We start from the raw sequence: 19,506 nt of genomic DNA on the forward strand, positions 1-19,506 counted from the left end.
ACCGACGCGACGATGCCCTGCGACAGCGTGCGCCGCGACACCTGCAGCAGCGCGCTGCCGGGCAGCACGTCGAGCAGACGCGCCTGTTCGTCGGTCGCGAGCACCGCCTCGACCACCTGCTCGGCCTCGGTCAGCGGCGCGTGCTCGAACAGCACGTGCGACGGCGTGACCTGCGTGAAGTCCTGCGCCAGCAGGTCGGGCGCGAGGGCCGGGTTGACGTGCCGGTCTTCATACTGGATCGGCACGCCGTTCTCCAGGTGCACCAGCCGGCAGCGGATCACCGCCGCGCCCTTGCGCAGGCGCATCGCGGTGGCGATCTCGGCGCCCGCCTTCACGCGCTCGACGCCGCACACCCGCGTCGTATGCCGGTGGCCGCGCTCGACGATCTCGTCGTGGATGTCGCGCACCTGCAGCAGGTTGGAGATCGGGTGCAGCTCGGCCACGTACGAGCCCGAACCCTGGCGGCGCTCGATCAGGCCCTCGTCTTCCAGCTCGCGCAACGCGCGGTGCACCGTCATGCGCGCGCAGCCGAACTCCTGCACCAGCTCGCGTTCCGACGGCAATCGCACGCCCGGCTGCCAGCCGCCCTCGGCGATGCGGTGTCGGATCGAGTGCTTGACTGCTTCGTAGGGCAGCGTCTTGTCGCCGGATTTCATGGGGCCGATCTTACCCCTGTGCTAAAGTTGTCTAGACCACTTTGCGGCCCGCCGCCGCGCCAGCGAGGACCCCCATGACGACGCCTGCGCACCTGATCACCCCCGGCCAGCTCGACAAGGCGATGCTGCTCGATGCGGCCGCCGGCGGGGCCCGCTTCACGATCGCACCGTCGGCGCGGGCTGGCATCGAGGCGAGCGTGCAGGCGGTCGCGACGCTGATGTCGCGCCACGAGCCGGTCTACGGCATCAACACCGGCTTCGGCAAATTGGCGCAGACGCGCATCCCCGACGACCAGCTGGCGCAGCTGCAGAAGAACCTGGTGCTGTCGCACAGCGCCGGGATCGGTGCGCCGATGGCGGCGCCGGTGGTGCGGCTGATGCTGCTGCTGAAGGCCGCCAGCCTCGCGCACGGCGTGTCGGGCGTGCGGCCGCAGGTGATCGATGCGCTGCTCGCGCTGCTGGCGGCCGATGTGCTGCCGGTGGTGCCGGAGAAGGGCTCGGTCGGCGCGTCGGGCGACCTCGCACCGCTGGCCCACCTGAGCGGCGTGCTGATCGGCATCGGCGAGGCCTTCGTCGACGGCAAGCGGGTGCCCGCACTGCAGGCGCTCGCACGCGCCGGCATCGAGCCGCTGGTGCTCGGCCCGAAGGAGGGCCTCGCGCTGCTGAACGGCACGCAGGCGTCGACCGCGCTCGCGCTCGTCGCGGTGCAGCGGCTCGAGCGCATCTTCGATGCGGCGATCGGCATCGGTGCGATGAYGGTCGATGCGGCCAAGGGCGCCGACACGCCGTTCGACGACCGCATCCACAAGGTGCGCGGCCAGCCCGGGCAGCGCAAGGTGGCGGCAAGTTTCCGCAGCTGGCTGGCCGGCAGCGCGCTGCGCCAGTCGCACCTCGATTGCGACAAGGTGCAGGACCCGTACTGCCTGCGCTGCCAGCCGCAGGTGATGGGCGCCTGCCTCGACCAGATGCAGCATGCGTGGAACGTGCTGCTGACCGAGGCGAACGGCGTCTCCGACAACCCGCTGGTGTTCGCCGACACGCTGGAGGCGCTGTCGGGCGGCAACTTCCATGCGGAGCCGGTGGCCTTCGCGGCCGACAACCTGGCGCTGGCGATCGCCGAGATCGGCGCGCTGTCCGAGCGCCGCACCGCGATGCTGATGGACCCGGGCATCTCGGGGCTGCCGGCCTTCCTGGTCGAGAACGGCGGGCTGAACTCCGGCTTCATGATCGCGCAGGTGACGGCGGCGGCGCTCGCCTCCGAGAACAAGTCGCTCGCGCACCCGGCCAGCGTCGACTCGCTGCCCACTTCGGCGAACCAGGAAGACCATGTGTCGATGGCGACCTACGCCGCGCGGCGCCTGCACCAGATGCTGGACAACACCGCCGGCATCGTCGCGATCGAATGGCTGGCCTCGGCCCAGGCGCTCGATTTCCACCGGCCGCTGCGCTCGTCGCCGGCGCTGGAGTGCCTGCATGCGCGGCTGCGCGAGCGGGTGCCGTTCCTGAAGGAAGACCGGCTGATGGCGCCGGACATCGAGGCGGCTGTCGACATGCTGGAGCATGCCGGGTCGATGTCGGCCTAAAAATAGACCGATACGGCGTGCTTCGCCACGCAACGGCCTACTTTTGACCGGCATCCGGGCTTACGGGGCCATCGCGGCCGCCTTGATGCTCTCGGCCCGGATGTCCTCCGTCAGCTGCGCCTTCAGCTCCGAGAACCGCGGCGTCGTCTTCACCGTGTAGTGCCGCGGGTACGGCAGGTCGATCGCCAGCTCGGTCTTGATGCGGCCCGGCCGCGCGCTGAACACCGCACAGCGGTTGCCCATGAAGATCGCCTCGTCGATGTCGTGCGTGACGAACAGCACCGTCTTGCGGTGCTGCTGCCAGATCGACAGCAGCAGCTCCTGCATCAGCGCGCGCGTCTGGTGGTCGAGCGCGCCGAAGGGTTCGTCGAGCAGCAGGATCTTCGGATCGTTGGCCAGCGCCCGCGCCAGCGCGACGCGCTGCTGCATGCCGCCCGACAGCTGCTTCGGGTAGTGCGATTCGAAGCCCGTGAGCCCCACCTCCGCGATGAAGCGTTGCGCGATCTCGCGCTGCTGCGTGTCGGGCAGGCCCTTCTCGCGCAGCCCGAAGCAGATGTTCTGCCGCACCGTCAGCCACGGGAACAGCGTGTAGCTCTGGAACACCATGCCGCGGTCGGCGCCCGGGCCGCGCACCGGCGCGCCGTCGAGCAGCACCTGGCCGGTGCTCGGCTCGTCGAGGCCGGCCACGATGCGCAGCAGTGTCGACTTGCCGCAGCCCGAGGGCCCCAGCACGGTGATGAAGTCGTTGTCGGCGACCTCCAGGTCGGTCGGTTGCAGCGCGAGCGTCGGGGTGCCGCCATGCACACCGGGGAAGCTGCGGCCCACGCCGCGGATCGACAGCCGGCTCACAGCGCGGCCCACCGGAAGAGTCGGCGGTTCAGCCGCTTGAACCCGAGGTCGGACACCAGCCCGATCACGCCGATCGTGATGATGCCGAAGATGATCTGGTCGGTTGCGAGCAGCGCCTGGCTGTCGGTGATCATGTGGCCGATGCCGCTCGACGCGCCGATCAGCTCGGCCACGATCACATAGGTCCAGGCCCAGCCGAGCACCAGACGCAGCGTCTCGGCCACCTGCGGCGCGGCAGAGGGGAGCAGCACGCGGCGCACCACGCCCCAGTCGCGCGCGCCCAGCGTGTAGGCGGCCTCCACCAGGTCGCGCCGCGTGTTGCCGACGCTGACCGCGATCATCAGCACCAGCTGGAAGAACGAGCCGAGAAAGATCACCGCGAGCTTCTGCGCCTCGCCGATGCCGGCCCACAGGATCAGCAGCGGGATGAAGGCCGAGGCCGGCAGGTAGCGCGCGAACGACACGAACGGCTCGAAGAACGCCTCGACCGGCTTGTACGCCCCCATTGCGATGCCCAGCGGCAACGCGAGCACCGCCGCGATCACGAAGCCGCCGATCACGCGCCACATCGTCATGCCGATGTCGTGCGCGAAGCCCTGCTGCGCGAGCAGGTCCCAGCCCGAGCGGACCATCGTCAGCGGGTCGGCGAGAAACGTCTTCGAGACGAAGCCGCCCAGCGTCGCGATCGCCCATCCGGCGACGAACAGCACGAAGAACGCGACCCCGAGCGCGATGCGCCGCCCGGGCTCCACCGATTGCAGCGGCTTCACTGGATGAAGCTGGTGTCCGACAGCGTCTTCAGGTCGGGAATCTGCTTGATGCTGCCGATCTCCAGCAGCAGCTCGGCCGCCTCCTTGCTGAACGGCTGCAGCACGCTGGTGAAGAAGCGCTGGTTCGCCGCGCGGTCCTGCCAGCGCAGGTAGGCCTGCGATTTCTCGAAGGCCTCGCCGCTCTGCTTCACGTCGGCGCCCATGATCTCGAACGACTTCTTCGGCTCGTTGCGGATCATCTCCAGCGCGTCGAAGTAGCTGTCGGCCAGCGCCTTCGCGGCCTTCGGGTTCTCTTTCAGGAACTTCGGTGTGCAGCCGAAGGTGTCCATCACCATCGGGTAGTCGAGCGTGGTTGCGATGATCTTGCCGGCCTCGGGCTTGGCGCGCACCGTCGACAGGTAGGGCTCGTAGGTCATCGCGGCATCCAGGTCGCCGGCGTTCGCGACGAAGGCATTCGCGGCCGCCTGCGGCTCCAGCGTGACGACCTTCACGTCCTTCACCGACAGCCCGTTCTTCTTCAGCATCCACGCGAGGCCGAAGTACGGCGCGGTGCCCGGTGCCGACGCGGCCACCGTCTTGCCCTTCAGGTCGGAGATCTTCGCGATGTGGTTGCGCACCACCATGCCGTCGGCACCGAAGCTCTTGTCGAGCTGGAAGATCTGCGTGGTCGCGACGCCGTTGGCATTCCACACCACCCAGGTCTCGACGGTGGTGGCCGCGCACTGCACGTCGCCCGAGGCGATCGCGAGGTGGCGGTCTTTCTGAGGGATCTTCTTGATCGACACGTCCAGGCCGTGCTTCTTGTAGATGCCGGCCTCCTTCGCGAGCGTCAGCGGTGCGAAGCCGGTCCAGCCGGAGATCGCGATCGCGACCGGCGTCTCCTGCGCCGCGGCAGGCCCGACCATCGCCGCCGACACCCACAAACCGACCAAGGCACGCACTGGATTCATCACTGCTCCTGCGAGAAGGGGAAAGGTGTCGGACATGATGCAAGCCCTGTGCCGGGCAGTCTACACTCGGTTCCCCGGTTGTCTAGGCCACTTGCACCCATGGAATCCAGCACGCACGCACTGACGCGGGGCAGCGTTCCGCTGCTCGTCTCGTTCCCGCACGCCGGCACGGAGATCCCTGCCGACATCGCGGCCCGCATGACGCCCGAGGCGCTGCTGCGCGCCGACACCGACTGGCACCTGCCGGAGCTCTACGACTTCGTCGCGCAGATCGGCGCCAGCACGCTGGTGCCGCGGATGTCGCGCTACGTGATCGACCTGAACCGGCCGCCTGAAGACACCAACCTCTACCCCGGGCAGGACACGACCGGCCTGGTGCCGCGCGACACCTTCCGCAAGCAGCCGCTGTACCGCGCGGGGCAGGAGCCCGACGCGGCCGAGGTCGAGGCGCGGCGCGAGCGCTTCTGGCGCCCGTACCACGTCGCGCTGCGCGGCGAGCTGGAGCGGCTGCGCGACCTGCATGGCGTGGCGGTGCTGTGGGATGCGCATTCGATCGCCAGCAGGCTGCCGCGCTTCTTCGAAGGCAAGCTGCCTGACCTGAACCTCGGCACCGACGAGGGGCGCGCCTGCGCACCGCGCGTGCAGGCGGCGGTCGAGGCGGTGCTCGCCGGGCAGCGCGACTACACGCAGGTCAGCAACGGCCGCTTCAAGGGCGGCTACATCACGCGCCACTACGGCGAGCCGGCGCGCGGCGTGCATGCGCTGCAGATGGAGATGTGCCACGCCACCTACATGGACGAGCCGGCGCCGTTCGGCTTCCGTCCCGATCTCGCGGCCGGCGTGCGGCCGCTGCTACAGCGGATGCTGCAGGCCGCGCTCGACACCGCGGTGGAAGCAGGCGCGTAGCGGGCTCGCGCCGATCGCATAGCTCAGCGCGGCCGGGTGATCGACGTCCCACAGGCACAGGTCGGCCTGCTTGCCGACCTCGATGCAGCCATGCGTGGCCGCCAGGCCCAGCGCCCGCGCCGCATGACGGGTGACACCGAGCAGCGCCTCGGCCGGCGTCATGCGGAACAGCGTGCAGGCCATGTTCATCATCAGCGGCAGGTGGGTGCCGGGGCTGGTGCCCGGGTTGCAGTCGGTGGCCACCGCCATCGGCACGCGGTGCCGGCGGAACAGCGCGATCGGTGGCGCCACCGTGTCGCGCAGGAAGTAGTACGCGCCCGGCAGCATCACGGCGACCGTGCCGGCGCGCGCCATCGCGATCACGCCCGCCTCGTCGACATGCTCCAGGTGGTCGGCCGACAGCGCGCCGAAGTCGGCCGCCAGCGTAGCGCCGTGCTGGTTCGACAGCTGCTCGGCGTGCAGCTTGACCGGCAGGCCATGGCGCTGCGCCGCTTCGAACACGCGCTGCGTCTGGCCGGGCGTGAAGCCGATCGTCTCGCAGAACGCATCGACCGCATCGGCCAGGCCGTCGCGCGCGATGGCCGGCAGCAGACGCTCGACGATCTCGTCGATGTACGCATCGGCGCGGCCCTCGAACTCCGGCGGCAGCGCGTGTGCGGCCAGCAAGGTGGTGCGCACGTCGATCGGGAAGCGCTCGCCGAGCCGGCGCGCCACCTGCAGGCACTTGCGCTCGGCATCGAGCGACAGCCCGTAGCCGGACTTGATCTCGACGGTCGTCACGCCGTGGCGCATCAGCTCGCGCAGCCGGCGGGCCGAGGCGTCGAACAGCGCCTCGGGCGTCGCATCGCGCGTCTGGCGCACGGTGGAGCGGATGCCGCCGCCGGCGCGCGCGATCTCCTCGTAGCTCGCGCCCTGCAGCCGCAGCTCGAACTCGCGCGCGCGGTCGCCGGCGTAGACGAGGTGGGTGTGGCAATCGATCAGGCCGGCCGTCAGCAAGGCGCCGCCGGCATCGCGTTCGGCGCGCGGCCGCAGCCCGGCCGGCAGCGCGGACATCGGGCCGACGCGCTCGATGCGCCCGTTCGCGATCGCGACGAAGCCCGGCGCCGACGGCGTGCAGGATTCGTCCAGCCCGTCGACGATGCGTGCGTTGGTCAGCAGCAGGTCGGTCATCGGTTCTCCAGCAGGTGGGTGCGCGCGGCGATGAAGGCCTCGGCGGCGCGCCCGGCGCCTGCATGCTGCCCCTCGTGCACGCGGCGCTGTCCGGCCACCCACACGTCGCGCACGCCACGGGCGCCATGCGTCGCGAACACGTGGCTCGCGAGACGCTGCGAGGCGCTCAGGCCGGCGTCGTCGAACGCGCTGAGGTGCACCAGGTCGGCCTGCTGGCCCACGCGCAGGCCGCCGATCGAGCGGCCGCTGGCGCGTGCACCGCCGGCCACCGCCGACAGCCACATCGCATCGGCCACCTGCGGGTGCGCGGCGCTCGCGAGCACGTTGCGGCGCTGCTTCGTCAGCCGCTGGCCGTACTCGAGCAGCCGCAGCTCCTCGGCCGCGTCGACGCAGGCGTGGCTGTCGGAGCCGATGCCCCACGGCCCGCCATCGGCGATGAAGGACTCGGCATCGAACACGCCGTCTCCGAGGTTGGCTTCGGTGCTCGGGCACAGGCCGGCCACCGCGCCGCTGCGTGCCAGCGCGCGCCGCTCGGCGGCATCGAGGTGGGTGGCGTGCACCAGGCACCAGCGTGCGTCGACCGCCGCATGCGCCAGCAGCCACTGCACCGGCCTCTGTCCGCTCCACGCGAGGCAGTCGTCGACCTCGCGCTGCTGCTCGGCCACGTGGATGTGCACCGGCGCGCTGGCGTCGGCGCCATGCAGGCCGCCGAGCAGGTCGCGCAGCGCCTCGGGCGACACCGCGCGCAGCGAATGCGGCGCCGCGCCGACGCGCACGCCGTCGTGGCGCAGCCGGCCGATCAGCGACAGCAGGCCGTCGACGCTGTTCAGGAAGCGGCGCTGCTCCGCCAGTGGCGGCTTGCCGCCGAAGCCGCTCGCCTGGTACAGCACCGGCAGCATCGTCAGGCCGATGCCGGCCTCGCGCGCGGCGGCCGCGAGGCGCAGCGACATCTCAGCCGCATCGGCGTGCACGCGGCCGTCGGGCTGGTGGTGCACGTAGTGGAATTCGCAGACCGCCGTGTAGCCGGCCTGCAGCATCTCGATGTAGAGCTGCGTCGCGATGGCCTGCAGCGCATCGGGCGTCAGCGATTGCGCGAAGCCGTACATCAGCGCACGCCAGCTCCAGAAGCTGTCCTGCTCGGCGCTGCGGTGTTCGGTGAGGCCGGCGAAGGCGCGCTGGAACGCGTGCGAATGCAGGTTCGGCAGGCCGGGCAGCAGCACGCCGTCGACGCGCCGGGTGCCGGCTGGCGGCGACAGGCCGGCCTCGACGCAGGTCAGCGTGCCGGCGTCGTCCCACTGCAGCAGCACGTTGTCGGCCCAGCCCTGCGGCAGCAGCGCGTGGTGCGCGAACAGCGATCCGGTCGGGGTCTCGGACGCGCTCATGCCGCGGGCTCCAGCTGCACCAGCAGCGCACACGGCGCGTCACCGGCGCATTCGAGCGCGAGCGCAGGCATGCCGTCGCGCCACAGCCAGGCCTGCAAAGGCCCCAGCCCGCGCGCGCCGTCGGACCAGCGGCCGAGGCTCGCGAGCAGCAGCCCGGCCGAGGCCGGTTCGGTGCGCACGGCGCCGCGCAGCGCGCGCACGTCGGCGCGCCAGCGGCCGCGCCGCACCATCACGTTGAAGTCGCGGCACGGGCCGTCGAACAGGCTGGCGTTCAATGCAGCATCGCCGGAGAAGTGGAAGGGCTCGTGCGCGCGATCGAGCCGCTCGTCGAGCCGGCCGTCGGCCGAGTGCAGCCGCATGCCGGCGCCGCGCAGCAGCACGATGCAGCGTTCGACGCTGGGGAAGGCGGAGAACGGCGCGTCGCGTTCCACCTCGGCGACGCTCAGGCGCCAGTCGAAGTCCGTCGTGGCTTCGCGTGGCTGCACTGCGAGTTCGCGCGTCAGCCCGGCGCCGTTGCGCCACGCCACGGCGGGTAGCGACTGCAGGTCCAGTGTCTCGCTGCGCCCGCTCATCAACGCCCGACCATCGGCAGCTTCAGGTGCTGGGCCTGCGCCGTCTGCACCGCCAGCTCGTAGCCGGCGTCGGCATGGCGCATCACGCCCGAGCCGGCGTCGTTGACGAGCACGCGCGCCAGGCGCTTCGCGGCCGCGTCGGTGCCATCGGCCACGATCACCATGCCGGCGTGCTGCGAGTAGCCCATGCCGACACCGCCGCCGTGGTGCAGCGACACCCAGGTCGCGCCGCCGGAGGCATTCAACAGCGCATTCAGCAGCGGCCAGTCGGACACCGCATCGGTGCCGTCCTTCATGCCCTCGGTCTCGCGGTTCGGGCTCGCGACCGAGCCGGTGTCGAGGTGGTCGCGGCCGATCACGATCGGCGCCCTCAGCTCGCCGCTGCGCACCATCTCGTTGAACGCGAGCCCGGCGACATGGCGCTCGCCGAGCCCGAGCCAGCAGATGCGCGCCGGCAGGCCCTGGAACGCGATGCGCTCGGCGGCCATGTCGAGCCAGCGGTGCACGTGGGCGTTGTGCGGGAACAGTTCCTTGATCTTCGCGTCGGTCTTGCGGATGTCTTCCGGGTCGCCCGACAGCGCCACCCAGCGGAACGGCCCCTTGCCCTCGCAGAACAGCGGGCGGATGTAGGCCGGCACGAAACCGGGGAAGTCGAACGCGTTCTTCACGCCCTGGTCGAACGCGACCTGGCGGATGTTGTTGCCGTAGTCGACGGTGGGCACGCCCATCGCGTGGAAATCGAGCATCGCCTGCACGTGCACCGCACACGACTGCGCGGCGGCCTGCTTCAGGCGCTCGTGCTGGTGCGGGTCGCGCTGCGCATCGCGCCACTGCGCGACGCTCCAGCCGGCCGGCAGGTAGCCGTTGATCAGGTCGTGCGCCGAGGTCTGGTCGGTGACGATGTCGGGGCGGATGCCGCCGGCCTTCGCGCGCCGCACCAGCTCGGGCAGCAGTTCGGCGGCGTTGCCCAGCAGGCCGATCGACACCGCCTCGCGCTTGGCCGTGTGCTGCTGGATCAGCGCCAGCGCGTCGTCGAGGTCCTTCGCCTGCTTGTCGAGGTAGCGCGTGCGCAGCCGGAAGTCGATGCTGCTCTGCTGGCATTCGATGTTCAGCGAGACGGCGCCGGCGAAGGTGGCGGCCAGCGGCTGTGCGCCGCCCATGCCGCCGAGGCCGGCCGTCAGCACCCAGCGCCCGGCCAGCGTGCCGCCGAAGTGCTGGCGGCCGGCTTCGGCGAAGGTCTCGTAGGTGCCCTGCACGATGCCCTGGGTGCCGATGTAGATCCACGAACCAGCCGTCATCTGGCCGTACATGAAGAGACCCTGGCGGTCGAGCTCGTTGAAATGCTCCCAGGTGGCCCACTTCGGCACCAGGTTGGAGTTGGCGAGCAGCACCCGCGGCGCATCCGGATGCGTGCGGAACACGCCGACCGGCTTGCCCGACTGGATCAGCAGCGATTCGTCGTCTTCCAGCTCGCGCAGCGACGCGAGGATCTGGTCGAAGCAGGCCCAGTCGCGCGCCGCGCGGCCGATGCCGCCGTAGACCACGAGTTCTTCCGGGCGCTCGGCCACCTCGGGGTCGAGGTTGTTCTGGATCATGCGGAAGGCCGCCTCGGTGAGCCACGACTTGCAGCTCAGCGTGCTGCCGCGCGGGGCGCGCACGACGCGGCCGGGGGCCGAGCGGGCGGCCTGTGCCGCGGCATGGGCCACGGTCTTCATGTCGGTGGTGGAGTTCATCGGCGGCCTTCGGGCGTGGGAGTGTCGAGCAGGATGCGGAGAAGTGGTCTAGACCACTTCGCGCAGGATGCCGGGAGTCGGCCCGCCCGTCAAGTCACTCGGTGGCCGACTGCGCCGCATCGACCAGCCGCGCCCGCAGCCACTGGTGGGCGCTCGCCCGGTCGTGCCGCATGTGCCACAGCGCCTCGACGTGGATGCCGGCCAGCTGCAGCGGGATCGGCCGCTGCACCAGCTTGTCCTGGTAGCCGGTGGCGCTGATGAAGGTGCGGGGCAGCACCGTCAGCAGGTCGCTGCGGGCGACCACCCGGCCGGCGGTGAAGAACTGGTTGACCGTCAGCACGATGCGCCGCGTGCGGTGCAGCTGCGTCAGCGCCTGGTCGACCAGCCCGTGCGGCCGGCCGGAGAAGCTCACCAGCAGGTGGTGCGCCTCGCAGAAGCGGTCCAGCGTCAGCTCGCCCTCGGCCAGCGGGTTGCCACGCCGCATCACGCAGACGTACTGGCTGTCGTACAGCCGCTCATGGTGGATCGGGCTCGTGCTGCCCTGGGCGACCAGGTTGGCCACCGCGTCGGGAAAGTAGCCGACCGCGAAATCGACCTCGCCGCGCTCCAGCAGCGGCCGCGGATCGCGCGTCGTCAGCGGGATCACCCGCAGGTTGGCCAGCGCCTGGCCCTGTTCGATCTGTTGAACGAGGGAGGGCATCAGCATCGCCGCGGTCGCGTCGGCCATCGCGAGTCGGAAGTTCGCCACATCCTTCTGCGGGTCGTAGTCGCCCGGCGCGAAGGCCTGGCGCAGGGCCGCCAGGGCCGCCTGCACCTCCGGCCACAGCTGCTCGGCGCGCGGCGTGGGCTTGACCCCGAACGATGTGCGAGTGAGCAGTTCCTCACCGACAGAGTCTTTCAGGCGCTTGAGGGCGTTGCTGACGGCTGGCTGAGTGAGCGCCAGACGCTCGGCGGCGCGGGTCAGGTTGCCCTCTGCCATCACCGCGTCAAACACGCGCAGCAGGTTCAAGTCAAGTGTGCGGAAATTCATGTTTGCTACTCCTCGACACCGGGATATCACGGCTGTGTATATCACTGATTCACAGCTTTCAGTAGCCAACCCCTGGGGTAAACCCTAGGATTGCGGCATGCGAGGTCGAAAACGATTTCGCGAGTCTTGAAAGGACCCTCCATGAACCCCGTGATGAGCCTGAATCTCCCGCAAGTGCCCACCGGCGCCGTCGCGTCCGGTTCGGCATCGCACGACGTGTGGGGCCGCATCGGCCGCCGCGTCTGGGCCTCGTTGGAAGCCGCCGGCCAGACCCGCGCCCGTCCCGAACTGCTGGCGCTGGCCAGCCGCTACGAAGCGTCGCAGCCCGAACTTGCAGCCCAGCTGCGTTCCATGGCTTCCGTTCGCCAGCGCTGATCGACCTCCCCCGAATTCGCCACAAGCGACCCAACCCCGAAGGAAACACGATGACCACGACCACGATGGACCTGCAAGTCCCCCAGCAACGCACCGCCCCGCGCCTGGCCGCGCCGTTCGCCGCTGCTTTCGCCGCGCTGCTGAACGCCCTGAAGCCCGCCGAGCGCGTGAACGTGGAAGAGAACCAGGCCGCCCGTGAGGCCGCCGACGTGCGAGCGATGGCTCGCCAGTATCTGAAGACCGACCCCGGCTTCGCTGCGGACCTGTTCGCAGCCGCCGACCGGCACGAAGAGCTGTACGGCAACTGAACCGGTGCCGCTGCCACGGGCAGCGGCACACAGAGAGACCACCATGAACCAGTCGACTTTCTTTGCTGACTCGCAAGCCTCGACGGCTTTCGTCCAGCGCATTTCGGACGCTTATGCGTTCGCCACCGCGGCACTCGCGAACCTGCTGAGCCCCGCCGCCGAGAGCCCGGCCGAAGCCGCCAGCCGCCTGCGCTCGCTGGCCGAGGCCTACAGCGACGGCCAGCCGAGCTACGCCGCCGACCTGCGCGCCGCCGCCGATCGCGCCGACGCCGAGGTCTGAGATCTTCGCGCGGATCTGCTCCGCGCTGAAATGAAAAGGCCCGCATCAGCGGGCCTTTTTTCATGGGGCGCGGGTCGCGTCAGGCCGCCAGCCGGGCCTCGATGCGTGCCTTGGTCGCGGTGAGCTCCGCCGGCAGGTGCCAGGCGAGCTGCTTGAACAGCTCGTCGTGCAGCGACAGCTCGGCCCGCCAGGCGCCGGCATCGACGCCGGTCACCTGGTCGTACTGCGCCGCGCTGAAGTCCAGGCCTTCCCAGTTCAGGTCCTGGTAGCTGGGTGTCACGCCGAACACGTTCTCGCGGCCCTGGGCCCGGCCTTCGACGCGCTCGAGCATCCACTTCAGCACGCGCATGTTCTCGCCGTAGCCCGGCCAGACGAACTTGCCGTCGGCACCCTTGCGGAACCAGTTCACGCAGAAGATCTTCGGCAGCGTGGCGCCGCGGGCCTGCAGCTTCGCGCCGAGCGACAGCCAGTGCTGGAAGTAGTCGCTCATGTTGTAGCCGATGAACGGCAGCATCGCGAACGGGTCGCGGCGCACCACGCCCTGCTGGCCGGCCGCAGCGGCGGTGGTTTCGCTGCCCATCGTGGCCGCCATGTAGACGCCTTCGGTCCAGTCGCGCGCCTCGGTGACCAGCGGCACGGTTGTCGAGCGGCGGCCGCCGACGATGATCGCGTCGATCGGCACGCCTTCGGGATCGTCCCAGGCCGGGTCGAGCGCCGGGTTGTTGGTGGCCGGCACCGTGAAGCGCGCATTCGGGTGCGCCGCCTTCGCGCCGGTCTCCTTCGCGATCGCCGGGGTCCAGCGCTGGCCTTGCCAGTCGGTCAGTTGGGCGGGCGGGACGTCGGTCATGCCTTCCCACCAGACGTCGCCGTCATCGGTGAGCGCGACGTTCGTGAAGATCACGTCGCGCTTCAGGCTCGCCATGCAATTGAAGTTGGTCTTCTCGTTGGTGCCGGGGGCGACGCCGAAGTAGCCGGCTTCCGGGTTGATGGCGCGCAGGCGGCCGTCGGCGGCCGGCTTGATCCACGCGATGTCGTCGCCGATGGTCGTGACCTTCCAGCCCGGCAGGCCGTCCGGCGGGATCAGCATCGCGAAGTTGGTCTTGCCGCAGGCGCTCGGGAATGCCGCGGCGACGTGGTGTTTCCTTCCCTCGGGGCTCTCGACGCCGAGGATCAGCATGTGCTCGGCCAGCCAGCCCTCGTCGCGGCCCATCGTGCTCGCGATGCGCAGCGCGAAGCACTTCTTGCCGAGCAGCGCGTTGCCGCCGTAGCCGGAGCCGTAGCTCCAGATCTCACGCGTCTCGGGATAGTGGACGATGTACTTGGTGGCGTTGCACGGCCATGCGACATCCTTCTGCCCCGGTTCCAGCGGCGCGCCGACGGTGTGCATGCACGGCACGAACTCGCCGTCGGTGCCCAGCACGTCGATCACGGCCCGGCCCATGYGCGTCATGATCTTCATGTTGACGGCGACGTAGGGGCTGTCGGAGAGCTCGACGCCGATGTGCGCGATCGGCGAGCCGAGCGGGCCCATGCTGAACGGCACGACGTACATCGTGCGGCCCTTCATCGCGCCGCGGAACAGGGCCCGGTCTCCGGTCTGCAGCAAGCTGCGCATCTCGGCCGGGTCCATCCAGTTGTTGGTGGGGCCGGCGTCTTCCTTCTTCGCGCTGCAGATGAAGGTGCGGTCCTCGACGCGCGCCACGTCGCTCGGGCTGCTGCAGGCGAGGTAGCTGTTGGGGCGCAGCTCGGGGTTCAGCTTCTTGAAGGTGCCGGCGGCCACCAGCTGGGCGCAGAGCTTGTCGTACTCGGCGGTGCTGCCGTCGCACCAGTGCACGTCACGGGCTTCGGTCAGCGCGGCCATCTCGGCCACCCAGGCCATCAGCCGGGCATGTCGGACGTAGGCGGGCGCGTTCAGGCGCAAACCCTCCATCGCGGGTCGGTTCATCGTGGGCTCCAATCATCAAAGTCAAAGTGCGGGATCGGGCGAACCTCGGGGCTCGCCCCATACCGCAAGGACACGACGGCAGGAACAGGCGGTTTCATGCCGGATGGGCAATCGGCATGCCTCCACCGGGCAAGGCATTGTCGTACGACTGTAATCGCGCCGTAACTGCCGCAAACCGGGGGATCATGCAAATTGCGAATGGCAACATGCAAAGCAGTTGTGACTTTTTCGGCGGTTGTGCGGGGCGGCTGCCCGGACGGTGCCATGCCCGAACTCGCTGTTGCATGGCTGTTTCTGCGGCCGCTTAAGATCGTCGGATGATGCGACGACGCCTCCTCCTCTCCCTCGCGGCCGCCAGCAGCCTGGCCGCTTCCTTCACTGCCCGTGCGGCCCAGCGCAAGTCGCTGGCGGATCCGCTGCTGATGGGCGTCGAGCAGGCGATGCTCGACTCCGGCCTCGGCCAGGCCTTCCAGAAGGGCTTCGGCCGCGACACCGGTGTCGCGGTGCAGGTGTCGGGCGGCCAGAGCGCCGCGCTGATCCAGGCGCTCGAGCGCGGCGAGATCGACATGGCGATGACGAACGCGCCGGAGCTCGAGATGCAGCTCGAGAAGCAGGGCCTGGCCCACGACCGCCACCGCGTCGCGCTCGGCGACTACGTGCTGATCGGCCCGGTCGAAGGCAAGGGCAAGAAGGCCAAGGACCCGGCCGGCGTGCTCGGCGGCAAGGACATCGGTGCCGCGCTGATGGGTATCGCGAACGCGCAGGCGCGCTTCCTCGGCAACAACGGCGGCAGCGGCGCGGCGCTGGCCGAGTTGCCGCTGTGGCGCGCCTCGAAGGTGGCGCCGGTCGCACCGTGGTACGTGACCGCGGACCCGAAGAGTTCGATCATCGCGCAGGCCGCGGCGCAGAACGCGTACGCGGTGGTGGAGCGCGGCGTCTGGCTGAGCCACGTGACCAAGCCGCTCGCGATCGTCGTCGAAGGCGATCCGCTGCTGGCGACCGAGGTGCACGTGATGCGCTCGTTCCGCGTCAACCACCCGGCGGCCAAGTTGTTCACGGCCTGGGTGTCCGGCCCGCAAGGTCGCCGCGTCGCGGCGAGCGTGCGCGGCTGGCGCGCGGCCGCCAACTGATCTGCCGATGACGATGCGCCTGCTCAGCGTCAACGCCGCCCGCGCGAGCGAGCGCCTGATCGACGGCCGGCCGGTGCTCACCGGCATCGGCAAGCAGCCGGTCGACGGCCCGGTGGCGGTGCAGACCCTGGGGCTGGACGGCGACGAGCAGGCCGACCTCAGCGTGCATGGCGGCCTCGGCAAGGCGGTGTACGCCTACCCGAGCGAGCACTACCCGTTCTGGCAGACGGTGCGGGCACAGGCGCAGGCGGCCGGCTGGAACGAGCCGCTGCCGCACGGTTCGATCGGCGAGAACCTGACGCTCGCCGGCATGCTCGAGGACCAGGCGTGGATCGGCGACGTGCTGCGCTTTCCCGATTGCGAACTCGCGGTCAGCGAGCCGCGCTTCCCGTGCTTCAAGTTCAATGCGGCGATGGGGTTCAACCAGGCCGCGAAGATGATGGCGTCGAGCGCCTGGTGCGGCTTCTACCTGTCGGTGCGCTCGCCCGGCACGTTGCGCGCCGGGCAGGCCTTCGAGCTGGTGCCGGGGCCGCGCGAGGTCGGCATCCCGGAGTTGTTCCGCGCCCGCATGAAGAAGGCCTGAAAGGGCTCAGGCCTTCGACGCCGACCAGCGGAACATCGGCGACGCGAGCAGCACCACCGCGGCCATCCGCGTGACGTGGAAGGCCGTCACCACCGGCACGCCCAGCTCCAGCACCTTGGCCGTCAGGCACATCTCGGCGATGCCGCCCGGCGAGGTGCCGAGCAGCACGGTGGCCGGGTGCAGGCCGCTGAACTGCGCGACGCCGAGCGCAAAGCCCGCTGACAGCGCGATCATCACCAGCGTGCCCGCCCCCACGCTCAGCAGCCAGCGCGGCGCGGTGTGCAGGAAGGCCGGCGTGAAGCGCGTGCCGAGCGCGACGCCGATGAAGAGCTGGCCGAGGTTGGTCATCCACTTCGGCACGGCTGACAGCTCGACGCCGGTGGCGGTGAGCCCGAACGCGACGAACAGCGGGCCCAGCACCCACGGGTTCGAGACGCCGCGCCAGCGCAGGAAGGCGCCGCCGGCGGCCGTCATCGCGATCAGTTGCAGCAGCCCGTGCCACTCGACGACCTGCGGGCCGGGCAGTGTCGGGTCGAGCCCGTGCAGCCCGGCGAACTGGAAGCCGAACGGGATCGTCAGCACGACCAGCAGGATGCGCAGCGAATGGGCGCTCGCGACCAGGTCCATGCGCCCGCCGTAGCGCTCGGCGAGCACCGCCATCTCGGAGGCGCCGCCGATCGCGCTCGCGAAGAACAGCGTCGGCCGGTCGAGCGCCATCGCGGCGTTGGCGCGCGCGAGGTAGACGCCGAAGCCGGCGCCGAGCAGCAGCGCCCACGCGATGCCGGCCAGGATCACCGCCCAGTGGCTGGCGACGATGCCCACCACCTGCGGCGTGAAGTACAGCCCGAGCACGGTGCCGATGGCCCACTGGCCGGCGTTGCGCAGCGGCGTGGCGGCGGCGAGCGGCAGGCCGGTCATGCAGCCGATCGCGGTCGCGACCAGCGGGCCGATCATCCACGGCAGCGGGGTATGCAGCAGCAGGCACAGGCCGGCGGCCGCGGCGCCGGCGAGGAGGGTCAGGGCAAGGCGGGCCGGGCGCCGCGCGAGGAATTCAGGCACCCGGCGATGCTAGCCGCCCGGGCCGTCAGCGTGCTTTCAGAAGCCTTCGAGCACGACCTTGCCGCGCGCCTTGCCGCTTTCGATGAAGGCATGGGCGCGCTTCAGGTTGGCAGCGTTGATCGTGCCGAAGTGCTCGCCCAGCGTGCTGCGCAGCTGGCCGGCATCGATCAACCGCGCCACCTCGTCGAGCAGCTCGTGCTGCTTGTGCATGTCGGCGGTCTGCATCATCGGCCGCGTGAACATCAGCTCCCAGTGCAGCGACAGGCTCTTGCGCTTCATCGCCATCACGTCGAGCGGCTCGTGGAAGTCGTCGATCAGCGCCAGCTTGCCTTGCGGCGCGAGCGCCTCGACGATCTGCTTGTAATACGTCGGTGTGTGCGTGAGCCCGGCCACCGCGGTGACCTGCGGCACGCCGGCCGCCTGCAGTTGCGGCAGCAGCGGCTGGTGGTGGTCGATCACGTGGTGCGCGCCCAACTCGCGCAGCCAGGCCTGCGTCTCAGGGCGCGATGCGGTACCGATCACCGTCAGCTTCGTCAGCCGGCGCGCCAGTTGCGTGAGGATGGAGCCGACGCCACCGGCCGCGCCGATGATCAGCAGCGCGCCTTCGGTGTCGGCGGTGGCACCGAGGCGATCGAACAGCAGCTCCCAGGCAGTGATCGCGGTCAGCGGCAGCGCGGCCGCCTGCGCGACCGGGATCGACGTGGGCGCGTGGCCCACGATGCGCTCGTCCACCAACTGCAGCTCGGCATTGCTGCCCGGCCGCGTGATGTCGCCGGCGTACCAGACGCGATCGCCCGGCTTGAACAGCGTGACCTTCTCGCCCACCGCTTCGACGGTGCCGACGGCATCCCAGCCGATCACCTTCAGCTGCCCCTCGGCGGGCGGGCTGCCGGCGCGGATCTTCACGTCGACCGGGTTCACCGACACCGCCTGCACGCGCACCAGCAGGTCGCGGCCGGCGGCGGCGGGTTCGGGCAGCGTCACGTCGAGCAGCGATTCGGCATCGGTGATCGGCAAGGGACGGCGGTAGGCAACGGCTTTCATCGGGCGGCTCCGGAAGGGAAGTGTTCGGTCCGGGCACTGTAGGCAGCTTGGCTGGAATTGATAATCCGGTCTCGCGAACTATCACCTTCAAACCAGATTTGAAGCCGGCCGGGATCGAGACGGCGGCGACGACAATACGGGGCTGCCCGTTTTCCAGAAAGCCGCCCATGCTCGCCTACCGCCACGCCTTCCACGCCGGCAACCATGCCGACGTGCTCAAGCACACCGTGCTCGGCATGGTGCTGCGCTACATGAACCAGAAAGAGAAGCCGTACCGCCTGGTCGATACCCACGCCGGCGCCGGTGGCTACTCGCTCGAAGGCCAGTACGCGACGAAGAAGGGCGAGTTCGAGCAGGGCATCGCGCGGCTGTGGGGTCGCGACGACCTGCCCGGTCCGGTGGCCGACTACGTGGCCGCGGTGCGCCAGTTCAACCCCGACGGCAAGCTGCGCCAGTACCCCGGCTCGCCGGCCTTCGCGCAGATGCTGCTGCGCGCGCAGGACCAGCTGCGCCTCTTCGAGCTGCACAACACCGACCACCGCATCCTCGCGTCCTTCCTCGGCGAGACGAAGAACGTCGAGATCTTCAACGCCGACGGCTTCGACGGGCTGAAGGGCCAGGTGCCGCCGTCGAGCCGGCGCGCGGCCATCCTGATGGACCCGAGCTACGAAGGCCACGGCGACTACGGCCGCGTGATCGCGTCGCTGCGCGAGGCGCTGCTGCGCTTCGCCGAAGGCGTCTACATGGTCTGGTACCCGCAGGTGCAGAAGCTCGAAGCCGCGCAGCTGCCGCGCCGCCTCGAGGGCCTCGCGCCCAAGGGCTGGCTGCACGTGCGCCTGACGGTGCAGGTGCCCGATTCGCAGGGCTTCGGCCTGGCCGGCAGCGGCATGTTCATCCTGAACCCGCCGTACACGCTGCACGACGAGCTGCTCGCCGTGCTGCCGTACCTGGTCGACGTGCTGGGACAGTACGACGACGCGAACTACCTGCTCGAGCAGAAGACGGCTTGAACCGCGCGGCCTGAACTTCGCGGCGCAAGTTAAGTTGCAACTGAGGTTGCAAGCGGTTTCAGCCGAGTTTCACGAAACGCTCGGTAGATTCCCTGACGGACGCCTTTTTGCTGCAGTGCCGTAGCTGCACTGCCGCAATCCGCGCCAGGGCGCGCGGCTGCTCATGCCGCG

At 70.1% G+C, this 19,506-nt stretch carries 20 protein-coding genes; 8 read left to right on the plus strand and 12 right to left on the minus strand.

Features of this window, described 5'->3' with window-relative positions; all coding sequences use genetic code 11:
* A partial coding sequence (gene hutC, locus AC1D15_RS01560; RefSeq protein ID WP_477824655.1) for a histidine utilization transcriptional repressor HutC occupies positions 1 to 656 on the minus strand: 656 nt, incomplete at its 3' end.
* Positions 657 to 730: 74 nt separating this feature from the next.
* Between hutC and hutH the strand changes: the two genes are divergently transcribed.
* Positions 731 to 2,239, plus strand: coding sequence for a histidine ammonia-lyase (gene hutH / locus AC1D15_RS01565; protein ID WP_477824656.1), 1,509 nt, complete (start codon positions 731 to 733; stop codon positions 2,237 to 2,239).
* Between the two features lie 60 nt (positions 2,240 to 2,299).
* On the opposite strand, the gene AC1D15_RS01570 is transcribed toward hutH, so the two are convergent.
* The 3 genes from AC1D15_RS01570 to AC1D15_RS01580 are packed head-to-tail and all read right to left on the minus strand — an operon-like array spanning position 2,300 to position 4,808.
* Positions 2,300 to 3,088: an ABC transporter ATP-binding protein gene (locus AC1D15_RS01570; protein WP_477824681.1), complete on the minus strand. Its 789-nt coding sequence runs from the start codon at positions 3,086 to 3,088 to the stop codon at positions 2,300 to 2,302.
* Positions 3,085 to 3,858 (minus strand): ABC transporter permease, encoded by a 774-nt coding sequence (locus tag AC1D15_RS01575; protein WP_477824657.1) that lies wholly within the window; start codon positions 3,856 to 3,858, stop codon positions 3,085 to 3,087. Before AC1D15_RS01575 ends, AC1D15_RS01570 begins: the two co-directional genes overlap by 4 nt.
* Positions 3,855 to 4,808: an ABC transporter substrate-binding protein gene (locus AC1D15_RS01580; RefSeq protein ID WP_477824658.1), complete on the minus strand. Its 954-nt coding sequence runs from the start codon at positions 4,806 to 4,808 to the stop codon at positions 3,855 to 3,857. Before AC1D15_RS01580 ends, AC1D15_RS01575 begins: the two co-directional genes overlap by 4 nt.
* 99 nt (positions 4,809 to 4,907) lie before the next feature.
* Here AC1D15_RS01580 and hutG point away from each other — a divergent pair, with 99 nt between their 5' ends.
* Positions 4,908 to 5,714: an N-formylglutamate deformylase gene (gene hutG / locus AC1D15_RS01585; RefSeq protein ID WP_477824659.1), complete on the plus strand. Its 807-nt coding sequence runs from the start codon at positions 4,908 to 4,910 to the stop codon at positions 5,712 to 5,714.
* Here hutG and hutI read toward each other — a convergent pair.
* The 5 genes from hutI to AC1D15_RS01610 all read right to left on the minus strand — a co-directional run bounded on the left by hutI (position 5,661) and on the right by AC1D15_RS01610 (position 11,601).
* A complete protein-coding gene (hutI, locus tag AC1D15_RS01590) occupies positions 5,661 to 6,884 on the minus strand; it encodes an imidazolonepropionase (RefSeq protein ID WP_477824660.1) in 1,224 nt (407 codons plus the stop codon). The two genes, hutG and hutI, sit on opposite strands and share 54 nt — an antisense overlap.
* Complete coding sequence (locus AC1D15_RS01595) at positions 6,881 to 8,266, minus strand: formimidoylglutamate deiminase (protein ID WP_477824661.1); 1,386 nt, start codon at positions 8,264 to 8,266, stop codon at positions 6,881 to 6,883. The genes hutI and AC1D15_RS01595 overlap by 4 nt, the downstream gene beginning before the upstream one ends.
* Positions 8,263 to 8,838, minus strand: coding sequence for a HutD/Ves family protein (locus tag AC1D15_RS01600; RefSeq protein WP_477824662.1), 576 nt, complete (start codon positions 8,836 to 8,838; stop codon positions 8,263 to 8,265). Before AC1D15_RS01600 ends, AC1D15_RS01595 begins: the two co-directional genes overlap by 4 nt.
* Positions 8,838 to 10,553 (minus strand): urocanate hydratase, encoded by a 1,716-nt coding sequence (hutU, locus tag AC1D15_RS01605; RefSeq protein WP_477824682.1) that lies wholly within the window; start codon positions 10,551 to 10,553, stop codon positions 8,838 to 8,840. The genes AC1D15_RS01600 and hutU overlap by 1 nt, the downstream gene beginning before the upstream one ends.
* 112 nt (positions 10,554 to 10,665) lie before the next feature.
* Positions 10,666 to 11,601, minus strand: a complete 936-nt coding sequence (locus AC1D15_RS01610) for a LysR family transcriptional regulator (RefSeq protein WP_477824663.1) — start codon at positions 11,599 to 11,601, stop codon at positions 10,666 to 10,668.
* A gap of 141 nt (positions 11,602 to 11,742) precedes the next feature.
* Between AC1D15_RS01610 and AC1D15_RS01615 the strand changes: the two genes are divergently transcribed.
* From AC1D15_RS01615 to AC1D15_RS01625, 3 genes are read left to right on the plus strand one after another with little or no spacing between them, the layout of a single operon-like run.
* A complete protein-coding gene (locus AC1D15_RS01615; RefSeq protein ID WP_047508274.1) occupies positions 11,743 to 11,976 on the plus strand; it encodes a hypothetical protein in 234 nt (77 codons plus the stop codon).
* A gap of 50 nt (positions 11,977 to 12,026) precedes the next feature.
* Entirely contained in the window at positions 12,027 to 12,284 is a 258-nt protein-coding gene (locus AC1D15_RS01620) for a hypothetical protein (RefSeq protein ID WP_047508272.1), read from the plus strand.
* 43 nt (positions 12,285 to 12,327) lie between these two features.
* The gene (locus AC1D15_RS01625) at positions 12,328 to 12,564 is read left to right on the plus strand and encodes a hypothetical protein (protein ID WP_047586737.1); all 237 of its coding nucleotides are present in this window, start codon (positions 12,328 to 12,330) and stop codon (positions 12,562 to 12,564) included.
* A gap of 79 nt (positions 12,565 to 12,643) precedes the next feature.
* Here the strand turns inward: AC1D15_RS01625 and AC1D15_RS01630 are convergent, their stop codons facing one another.
* Entirely contained in the window at positions 12,644 to 14,509 is a 1,866-nt protein-coding gene (locus AC1D15_RS01630; RefSeq protein WP_477824664.1) for a phosphoenolpyruvate carboxykinase (GTP), read from the minus strand.
* A 320-nt stretch (positions 14,510 to 14,829) separates the two neighbouring features.
* Between AC1D15_RS01630 and AC1D15_RS01635 the strand changes: the two genes are divergently transcribed.
* Positions 14,830 to 15,639, plus strand: coding sequence for a substrate-binding domain-containing protein (locus AC1D15_RS01635; RefSeq protein WP_477824665.1), 810 nt, complete (start codon positions 14,830 to 14,832; stop codon positions 15,637 to 15,639).
* A gap of 13 nt (positions 15,640 to 15,652) precedes the next feature.
* On the plus strand, positions 15,653 to 16,222 hold the full coding sequence (locus tag AC1D15_RS01640) for an MOSC domain-containing protein (protein ID WP_047508264.1): 570 nt from the start codon (positions 15,653 to 15,655) through the stop codon (positions 16,220 to 16,222).
* 6 nt (positions 16,223 to 16,228) lie between these two features.
* On the opposite strand, the gene AC1D15_RS01645 is transcribed toward AC1D15_RS01640, so the two are convergent.
* Together AC1D15_RS01645 and AC1D15_RS01650 are read right to left on the minus strand one after the other, a co-directional pair.
* A complete protein-coding gene (locus tag AC1D15_RS01645; protein WP_477824666.1) occupies positions 16,229 to 17,281 on the minus strand; it encodes an AbrB family transcriptional regulator in 1,053 nt (350 codons plus the stop codon).
* Between the two features lie 36 nt (positions 17,282 to 17,317).
* Positions 17,318 to 18,325 carry a zinc-binding alcohol dehydrogenase family protein gene (locus AC1D15_RS01650; RefSeq protein ID WP_477824667.1) on the minus strand — a complete coding sequence of 336 codons (1,008 nt, stop codon included), beginning with the start codon at positions 18,323 to 18,325 and terminating at the stop codon, positions 17,318 to 17,320.
* Positions 18,326 to 18,492: 167 nt separating this feature from the next.
* Here AC1D15_RS01650 and AC1D15_RS01655 point away from each other — a divergent pair, with 167 nt between their 5' ends.
* On the plus strand, positions 18,493 to 19,335 hold the full coding sequence (locus AC1D15_RS01655) for a 23S rRNA (adenine(2030)-N(6))-methyltransferase RlmJ (protein WP_465110319.1): 843 nt from the start codon (positions 18,493 to 18,495) through the stop codon (positions 19,333 to 19,335).
* The last annotated feature ends 171 nt before the right edge of the window (positions 19,336 to 19,506 follow it).

The sequence above is a fragment of the Rhizobacter sp. P2_H2 genome, assembly GCF_056403375.1.